This is a genomic window from Pseudomonadota bacterium, from assembly GCA_022361155.1.
Classification (GTDB): Bacteria; Myxococcota_A; Polyangia; order Polyangiales; family JAKSBK01; genus JAKSBK01.
In genome coordinates, this window is sequence record JAKSBK010000083.1 from 1 (window position 1) to 9,187 (window position 9,187).

General features: G+C 63.7%; 5 protein-coding genes and 1 tRNA gene. 4 read left to right on the top strand and 2 right to left on the bottom strand.

Features of this window, described 5'->3' with window-relative positions:
* The first annotated feature begins 334 nt into the window (after positions 1-334).
* Positions 335-2,065, top strand: coding sequence for a CocE/NonD family hydrolase (locus MJD61_02440; protein MCG8554138.1), 1,731 nt, complete (start codon positions 335-337; stop codon positions 2,063-2,065).
* Positions 2,066-2,076: 11 nt separating this feature from the next.
* On the opposite strand, the gene MJD61_02445 is transcribed toward MJD61_02440, so the two are convergent.
* Complete coding sequence (locus tag MJD61_02445) at positions 2,077-3,795, bottom strand: hypothetical protein (GenBank protein MCG8554139.1); 1,719 nt, start codon at positions 3,793-3,795, stop codon at positions 2,077-2,079.
* A gap of 1,021 nt (positions 3,796-4,816) precedes the next feature.
* On the opposite strand from MJD61_02445, the gene MJD61_02450 reads away from it, so the two are divergent.
* The 3 genes from MJD61_02450 to MJD61_02460 all read left to right on the top strand — a co-directional run bounded on the left by MJD61_02450 (position 4,817) and on the right by MJD61_02460 (position 7,451).
* On the top strand, positions 4,817-6,928 hold the full coding sequence (locus MJD61_02450) for an alkaline phosphatase D family protein (protein MCG8554140.1): 2,112 nt from the start codon (positions 4,817-4,819) through the stop codon (positions 6,926-6,928).
* Positions 6,929-6,993: 65 nt separating this feature from the next.
* Positions 6,994-7,278 carry a hypothetical protein gene (locus MJD61_02455; GenBank protein MCG8554141.1) on the top strand — a complete coding sequence of 95 codons (285 nt, stop codon included), beginning with the start codon at positions 6,994-6,996 and terminating at the stop codon, positions 7,276-7,278.
* Between the two features lie 99 nt (positions 7,279-7,377).
* Positions 7,378-7,451: transfer RNA gene (locus tag MJD61_02460), tRNA-Arg, on the top strand.
* Between the two features lie 376 nt (positions 7,452-7,827).
* Here MJD61_02460 and MJD61_02465 read toward each other — a convergent pair.
* Positions 7,828-9,033 (bottom strand): ATP-binding protein, encoded by a 1,206-nt coding sequence (locus MJD61_02465; protein MCG8554142.1) that lies wholly within the window; start codon positions 9,031-9,033, stop codon positions 7,828-7,830.
* Positions 9,034-9,187: the final 154 nt, after the last annotated feature.

Consider the following 9,187-nt stretch of genomic DNA (forward strand, 5'->3'; position numbering starts at 1 on the left):
TCGCCATCAGCGCCGTCACGACCACCGTCTGCAACGGGTAGCGAACGCCCTGTGGGCGCCGCGGGTCGGGTAACGAACCCAACGTTTGTTGAAAAAAATCCAGCGCTTGGGCTTCATTGCCCTGTTCGACCCTCTGAGCCTGTGTGGTCCGTGGCATTCGACCGACCTCCTGGGGCCGGACGCCATGCCCGGCACACAGGGTCGATCACCTTTTCAAGCTCTTGTCCAGCATTTTTAGAACTCGATCGCCCTGAGAACTCGATCGCCCTGGCTAGTGCTAGTGCTCGTATCGCGGTACTAGTGTCCTGAACCCCAGGCCCCAGGGACGGGCACGATGACTTTACGCACGCTGACCCTGGCTCTCACCTCCCTGCTGGCGTCGCAGGCGCTCGCGCACGAGCCTCTTCGGGTCCTGTACGACCAGAAGTGCTCGACGCGCGACGGAGTCAAGCTGTCGAGCGACGTCTATCTACCGACTGCGCCCGGCCGCTACCCTGTGATTCTCGTGCGCTCGCCGTACAACAAGGTGTCTGACCGAGTTCTCGACAAGGCTCGCTATTTCACGTCCAAGGGCTACGCCTACGTCTACCAAGACGTGCGCGGCCGCGGCGACTCCGATGGTGTGTTCGTGCCCTACCGCAACGAGGGCCGGGACGGCTACGATGCCATCGAGTGGGCGGCCGCTCAGCCCTGGTCGAACGGCAAGGTGGGTACGCTCGGGGGCTCCTACCTGGGTCGCGCCCAATGGCTTGCGGCCCTGCAGAGGCCGCCCCACCTGATCACGATGGTGGCGCTGGTCACGCCTTCCGACCCCTTTGTCGAATGGCCCACGGGTGTTCCCATCCCCATGCACCTGAGCTGGCTTCACTATGTCAGCGGCCGTATCAACCAGAACATCAAGGGGGTCAACTGGAGCCAGCTGTACCATCACCTTCCGCTGATCGACATGGATGACGCCTCGGGCCGGCCGATCCCAACCTGGGACGAGGAGATCCGGCACTCGGGGCTGAGCGCCTGGTGGGATCCGATTCGCTACCAAAACCGCTACGAACAGGTCGGCGTGCCGGTGCTGCACATCTCCGGCTGGTACGACGACGAGCAGGTCGGTACCCCCCTGAACTTCGCCAACATGCGCAAGCGTGGCGGGACTGCCCACGCGCGAGCGAACCAGCGCCTGTTGATGGGCCCGTGGCCGCACCGGGTCAACTCCACGTCCAAGCTCGCCGAGGTCGATTTCGGCAAGAATGCCATCATCGATCTCAAGGACTATCAGCGACGCTGGTTCGATCTGTGGCTCAAGGGCCTGGACGACGGGATCGGTGCCGAGCCCCCCGTGCGCATCTTCGTCATGGGCGACAACCGCTGGCGCGATGAGAACGAGTGGCCGCTAGCCCGCGCCAAGCCCACGAAGTACTACCTCCACAGCCGGGGTCGAGCCAACAGCCGCTTTGGCAACGGGCTGTTGTCACGCCGGAGCCCGCGCAAGGAGCCGGCTGACAGCTACCGCTACGATCCCGCCGATCCGGTGCCCTTCATTACGGACCCTGAGTTTTCCCAAATAGGTAGCGCCGACGACTACCGCGCGGTGGAGCGCCGTGACGACGTCCTCGTGTATACGTCCGAGCCCCTGAAGCAGCGGCTGGAGGTCACCGGACCGCTGACCATGGTGCTGTACGCGTCTTCGAGCGCCCCCGACACGGACTTCACGGCCAAGCTGCTCGACGTATGGCCCAACGGCTACGCCCAACGCTTGAGCGACGGCCTTGTACGCGCACGCTATCGGCGCGGCCTCGACAAGGAGGTCTTTCTCAAGCCCGGCAATATCTACCGCTTCGAAATCGATCTGTGGAACACCTCTCAAGCCTTCCTGCCCGGTCACCGCATTCGCGTGGAAATCGCCTCGAGCGCGTTTCCCAAGTACGACAGAAACCTCAACACCAATGCCCCTCTCGGCCGCAGCACCCAAATGCGAATCGCGAAACAGCGAGTGCTCCATACGGGCCGCTACCCCAGCCACATGCTACTCCCGGTGATTCCAAACGCCGAGTCTCGAGTTAGCCGGTAACTCGAGATTTCCTAACGGTAACAAAAACCCGCCACGGAAACGTGTCCCCAGGGATCGGGCGAGGCGTCGGCCACGATGAGGGAAGCGTTGCGGCCCCGGTACTCCGATACGTCCCAGACGTAGGTCAGCATCCAGTTGCTGTTGCGTCCGCTCTGGCGGCGTACCTCGAGCCCCTCGACCATCAAGATCACGTGAAGGCGCAACCAATCCATACCGCCGCTCAGCAAGAAGTTGATCTCGTCCTCCTCGATCCGGAAGTTCTTGGAGACGAGGCTTCCCATCCTCCAGTCCCCAGGCGCGTTCGATCCGACAGCATCGAAACTCCCCACGTAGTAACCCTCGCAATCCAGGCCCAGGAGCCAGTCCGGGCGGGACTTGACCGCGACGGGCTGCCCAACAAAGGACGCCCCTTGCTGCGCCCAGTTCTTGAGTGAGCCGTCGGAGAAATCCGAATTCGGAAACAGCTGTTTGCTGCAGCGATGCTTCACCGCCGCAAGGCGCGAAAAAGGGCCCTGCCCATCGCGAAACGCCAGCGTCAAAGGCATCTCCGCCGCGTGCGCACTGCCGACTGCCACGCACGCGGCAAACACCAGCCCGGGCAATGCCCGCGCCGGAAACGGGCGCTTGAAACGTCCCAGCATCAGCAGCGCCGAAAGCGCCAGAAAGCCCTGGCAGACCGTGAAAGGAATAAAACGGTGCCAGTCGGCGGCCATCGGGACCAGCGCGTAGGGGACCACCAGCGCAGCAACATAAAGTGGTATCAGCGTCCGGGCTCCGGCGGAGCTCATCAACCAGCCCCCGAGCAGCAGCTGCAGGGCGAGCGTCGGGATCACAGCCAGGTTCATATCGAAGTTGGTCAGGTTCTTCGTGAGCTGTCCCTGTTGGATTGCGGCGCTCTCCGTCAGGGTCACTTGCAGGTGGTAAACTCCCGAGCGGGACCAATACGGGTCGATTGCGCCGCTCGCATTCATGGACGCCTGGAGCTTGAGAGCCAGCGCGGGGTCGTTGGCCACCGTGTGGTAACCCAGCACGAATACGGCCGCCGCCAACGGGACCGCGATCCACTTCAATCCGCTGACAAGGCTCTGCCAAAACCTCCCGCGGCGTTGATACTCACGAAAGACGAGCGCGAGGCAGACTGCCGGAAAGCCCAGCGCAAGAAAGGCCTCGTGCACCGTAAAGGTAAGCGTTGTCAGCAGGCACATCGGAAGATAAGCCCCGCGGGCGATCAAGCGCACAGAAACGATCGCTGACAGCACCAGAAGCTGATCGAAGTAGCCCACGAAGTTTGAAGTCGACACGACGAAGCCGGAGCACACAAACAGAGCGGCCGACGTCCACGCGACCGCGCTCTGGCTCTGCTCGCTGGCGTGCCGCCGCACGTCCTTGACCAGCCACAGGCACGCCGCTGCAAAGAGGAAGTAGCACAGCGCCGTGGTCCAGTTCAGTACATCCCTTACTTCCTGCGGTGCCTTGCCCAGCAGGAAAGGGCGTACCAGAGCGCCCGGCAACCCGCGCGTCACGAACCCGAACTCGTAGTGGTGCAGCCAGTGCGCCAGCCCGTAATCGTGCGCGAAGCGCAGCCCGCGTGCCGCAGTGACTAGGAACCCTGCCACGATGGCCGCTCCACCGATCGCCGGGGCAGCCGCTCGCGCCCGGAGGCTCAGCGACCAACGCCGTTCCCACACACGCTCGGCGCGCCGGGGCGATGCCAACGGCTGCCCACTCATGACCGCCCCACCCGTCCACCGCGATCCCGGCTGGGGCTGGTGCTCTCGGCCAGCTTACTGCCGCCTGGCGACTGTGGGCGCCTTGCCGGCCAGGTGCCTCGAAACCGATCTGGCAAAGTCATTCTGACCCGACGCCTAGCCATATCGCTCGCGGGCTAGGCCGTGCCGGCTCGAATACCGCGTGGAACGCGGATATCCTCCACTAGATGCTGGTTGTGCTCGGGCGGCCCCTCGGCGACGGCTGTTCCCGAGTAGCTGCTCATACGTCGTGTGCTCCTTAGGGCCCGCGGAAGAATAACTCGGGTGTTTCGGTGAGGACTGGGCGCCGCTGGCGAGGCGCGACGACGAGGAGTATTGGGGATACTTCGAGGAGGAGCAACATAGCCAGCGGTGGTCAGAACCGGCGAAATGGATGAGTTGTTCTTCCGCGGGCCCTTAGCTAGGAACTTGGGTCGGGCGATCCTTGACGCTTTCCGAGGAGATGGTCAAGGCTTCCCGCAACCGTCGCGGCCAGTTGCTTGCCAGGACGCACGCGACCGTTCCGGCTGATCGGGCGCACGAAGAGTGCGCATGCCGGGCCCATCAGCCCACCTGCGGGTGTTTCCCAAACGCGCCCCGCACTGTCCGAGGCTCGGCGCCGGCTTGCATGCCGTCCAGCAGTGCGATTGGCTGTCAGGTGGCCATGCTCGAAGGCGCCCCACTCGACGTCGAGCACCTCTGAGGGCCCGTCCAAAAAGTAGCCTTTCCGGATCGGCGAGGGCCGGGCGTCGCTGGCAAGGCGCGACTACGGGGAGTACTGGTGGTATGTTGAGGAGAAGCAACGAAGCCAGCGGTGGTCGGAGCCGACGAAATGAGCAAAGCCATTCCTGGACGGTTGGACGGGCCCCCAAGCTTGTGAATTCACGAGCGTTCCACAGAGAGGCCAGCAGCGCGGCAGAACGCCGGATCCACGGGGTCCACGTGCTCTGCAAGCCTGTTGGCAGACCATCGGAGGATGGTCCTTAGACTTCGGAGGTGCACCATGCGCAGGCGGGCCTTCATCAAGAGTGCCGGCTGCTTCGTCGCGAGCGCCGGCGTCACGTCGCTGGCTGGCTGTACGAACAACGATCTGTCGTTCAAGCCGGGAGGCGCAGGCGAAGCTGCGTTCTCCTTTCCTCAAGGCGTTGCATCGGCCGATCCCAGGGCCGATTCGGTCTTGCTTTGGACCCGGGTCGAAGCGCACGAGCCCGCCGGCGGTCCCGTACGCCTGTGGGCCGAGGTGTCGCTTTCCGATTCGTTTCAGTCGCTTGTGCTCGACAAAGAGCTCGAGGTCGACGCCAGGAGCGATCACACCGTGCGCCTGCTCGTAGAGGGCTTGGAGCCCGCGACTACCTACTACTACCGCTTTCGCGCCGGCCAAGAGGTTAGCCGCCTGGGACGCACCCGTACCGCGCCGGCCCCGGATGCCAACACGCCGCTGCGACTGGCGTGGGTATCCTGCCAGGACTACTCCGCGGGCTTTTACGGTGCCTACCGGCGGCTTGTCAACGACGACGAGAAACGGCCCGAGGCAGAGCAAGTAGCCTTCGTGCTCCACCTCGGCGACTTCATCTACGAGACACGCGCTGAGGGTTTCCAGACCGCCGTCGACGAACACCTGAAGCCGGTCGAGCTGGTTGACGAGATCGGCCGGCGGCGTGAAGTGCCACCTTTTCCAGGCGGCGGGGGACGGCGGCCTGGTACGAAATTCGCCCAAACCGTGGACGACTACCGCCACCTGTACCGGACCGTGCTCTCGGATCCGGATCTGCAGGAAGCCCGGGCACGCTGGCCGTTCGTGTGCGTGTGGGACGACCACGAGTTCAGCAACGACGCCTGGCAAACGCAGGCGAACTACACCAACGACAAGAGCACCGACGAGCCCTCGCAGCGACGCAAAGTGGCGGCCAACCAGGCTTGGTTCGAATACGTTCCGGCCGTCCTGTCCGATCTCGGCGACGCAGCCCGGGACTTCGTGTTCACGGAAGTCGAGGATGCGCCGTACGACCAAGCCGGCCCGGACAACTACGTTACCGAAGCCAACAATCAAGCCGCGCTCGACACGATTCGCATCTATCGCACGCTGCGTTTTGGCCGCCACCTGCAGCTCGTGCTGAGCGACGTGCGCTCCTACAGAAGCGATCACGCGCTGCCCGAAGAAACCTCTGCCAGCAACCCGTTGCTCTTCAACGCACGCGTCGCAGTGCCGCTCGAGATCGTGGCAGCGCTTGACGCCGGCAAGACGGCCAACGGGGGGATGCCCCCGGAAAGGGTTGGAGCGGTCGACAATCCTCGCAGAAGCAGCCCGGCGGGGACGATCTTGGGCTCGGCTCAAAAGCAATGGTGGAAGCAGACCATGAAGCAAAGCACTGCCACCTGGAAGCTCTGGGCCAATCCTATTCCGCTCCTGCGCTTGCGGCTTGACGCCAGCGACGTGCCTTTGGTGAGCAATTTGGTGGGAGACCTCCTGATCAGCGCGGACGCATGGGATGGCTACCCCAGCGAGCGACGCGAGCTCATGAGCTACCTACTGGCTGAGGGCATCGGCAACGTGGTGTCGCTTTCTGGTGACCACCACGGGCACTTCGCCGGGATCATCTACGACGATTTCGATGCGGCTGCACCGGCGCCGGTATTGGCCGAGTTTACCACGGCGGGCGTGGCGTCGAACTCGTTGTTCTCCGCAGTGGCAGGGGGCAGCGTAGTACCCGACCAGGAAGCGATCCGTCGCGTCATCACCTACGACTCGCGCCCGCTTGGGGGTAAGCCTGCGAACGTACCCAACCTCAACACGTTGCTTCGCTACGGAAGCCGGGCGGCCAACGTTGCGGCCAACACCCACGACCTCGCGCAAGTCGAAGCGGCGCGCAAGATGGACGTCAATCCACATTTGCGTTTCGTCGACACCCACGCTCGAGGCTATGGCGTCATCGCCGTCGAGGAAACCGAAGTGAAAGCCACGCTGGTGACGATCGAGCCTCCCATCGTGGACCGCGGGGAAGAAGGTGCTCGGTTGCGTGGCAGCGCCGACTTCACGCTGAAGGCCAGCGCCGCGGGCAAGGTAGCACTCGACGAGCCGATGCTTGACGGTGTAAAGCCCTTTCCGCTGGCTTAGGGCCCGCGGAAGTGCCGGCGAACACCGACACGCAGGCCCTCTTCAACCAAAAACTGTTCGCTGCGATGAAGCCTAGCGCGTGCTTTTACAACATCGGACGTGGCAGCACCGTGGATCAATCCGCGCTGCTTGCCGCGTTGCGCCAGGGACGGCCCGCCGCCGCCTACCTCGACGTCACGCAGCCCGAGCCTCTTCCTCCAGACGACCCCCTGTGGGACACCCCGAACTGCTTCGTCACGCCCCACAGCGCCGGCGGTCACGCTGACGAAAGCGAACGCATCATCGCGCATTTCGTAGGGAATCTGCGCCGCTTCGAACGTGGCGAGCGCTTGCACGACCGCGTCATCTGAGCCGGCGCCATCGCGCCCCGGCGGAGCCTCGGCTACCCTGCTGCTATAGCAGCTCTGGACTCGCGCCGGTGACGCTGCTAAAGGGCAAACCCTTTCACTGCTCCCGTAGCTCAGCTGGATAGAGCAGTGGCTTCCTAAGCCATTGGTCGGAGGTTCGAATCCTCCCGGGAGTGCTCTGGAAACACGCATGATTCCAGCCGGTTCCACAGCATAGCGTCCTTTCTGGATCCAACCGCGTCATTTGCGTGGGACCCAATATGGGACCCTCGATCTCAGCGAAACCCGATCCGGATCGCCCAAGGCGACGGAGTAGGCTCTCGAGAGTGGAGCGGAGTCCTTGGAAAGCGGTGTTCGCAGCGCCGCCAACCAGGGACGGCCGTTCGAGGCCGCCGCCTTCAGGCGGTGGTCCTTCACGAAACCAAGTCAAAACCCCCGCATTCATGCGGGGGATGGTCCGCTTCGGCTACGCCTCCTGAAGGCTTCGCCCAAAGGCGAGGGTTTTCACCCATCCCCGAGGAGAGACAATAACGGTGGAGCCCGGCAACGCCTTTAGCCGGTAGCCGCGTTCGATTCAGCGTCCAGGAGCGCTGCAAGCCTCCCTGTGAAGGCGTGCCATGGGACGGCGAGGTGACCGTGCGCCAGCGCCGTCTCCGTCTCCACTGCGCAGACCAACCAGCCGCTTGGGAATGCGACGTCGGCCGCAAGCGCGCAGAAACTCGAGAGCGCCTGGGTCTGCAAGGATGTCGGTGTGGCTGTCTTCTTGATCTCTACCGGCAAGAGCCGGGTTCCCACCGCAAGCAGGAGGTCCACTTCAAGCTGGTCGTGCGAACGCCAGAAGTAGACCCCGGGTTCGAGACCGCGTGCTGCGTAGGCCTTGTACGCTTCGGACACGACCCAGCCTTCCATGAGCGCTCCACCCATGGAGCCTGCCAGCGCGGCCGCAGCGCTCGGTTGTCGTGTCAGGTGGCACGCCAGCGCGGAGTCCAAGAAGTACACCTTGGGTGATTTCACGAGTCGCTTGCCGAAGTTCTTGAAATAGGGCAAGAGGGCGAGCACGACGTAGGACGTGCCCAGCACGTCCAGCCAGCGTTTGATGGTCGGTTGCGAGACGCCGACGTGACTGGCGAGCTTGGCTCGATTCAGCTCCTGGCCGTGGTGCGCTGCGACGAGCCCCAAGAACTGTTCAAAAAGTCCGAGGTCGGTGACCTGCACAAGCGTGCGTACGTCGCGCTCGACATAGGTGCGCAGATAACTCCCGAGCCATAGCGAACGCGCACGAGGCTCGAACTGCAGCTCGGGGTAGCCGCCAAGCCAGACCGCATCCGCGAGCGCTCTCGGTGGCAGCGCGGCAAGCTCAGGGAAGCTCATTGGCAGGAGGTCAAGTACCGCAACCCGTCCCGCGAGCGACTCACTCACACCATGCATGAGCGCGAACTGCTGAGAGCCGGTCAGCAAGAACCGTCCCTTGCGCGAACGGTTGTCGTCAATGGCGACCTTCAGCTGGGCGAGCAGAGAAGGCGCGTGCTGAATTTCGTCGAGCACGACGGGCTCCCTATGTGCCGCCAGGAATCCGCGTGGATCCTCCCGTGCGAAGGCCGAGGCTACCGGATCGTCTAGGCTGACGTACGTTGCTTGCGGCAGTTCATGCTTGACAAAGGTGGTCTTGCCCGCCTGCCGCGGGCCCGTGACCAACACCGCCGGGAAACCGGCCAGCGCCCGCGCCAGTGGCTTGGCGAGCTGACGCTCCAGGTACATCTGACGATACTAAGTTCTGATGTTTGATCTGTCAATACATCGAATTTTTTATATAATTGTACCCTACTGGTCGCTCTTGCCGGGGGGCATACGGCCGCCTTGCCGACCCGACCCGTGTTGGCGTCCGCCGGCGTGCGCCGGCACTTTCGCCACA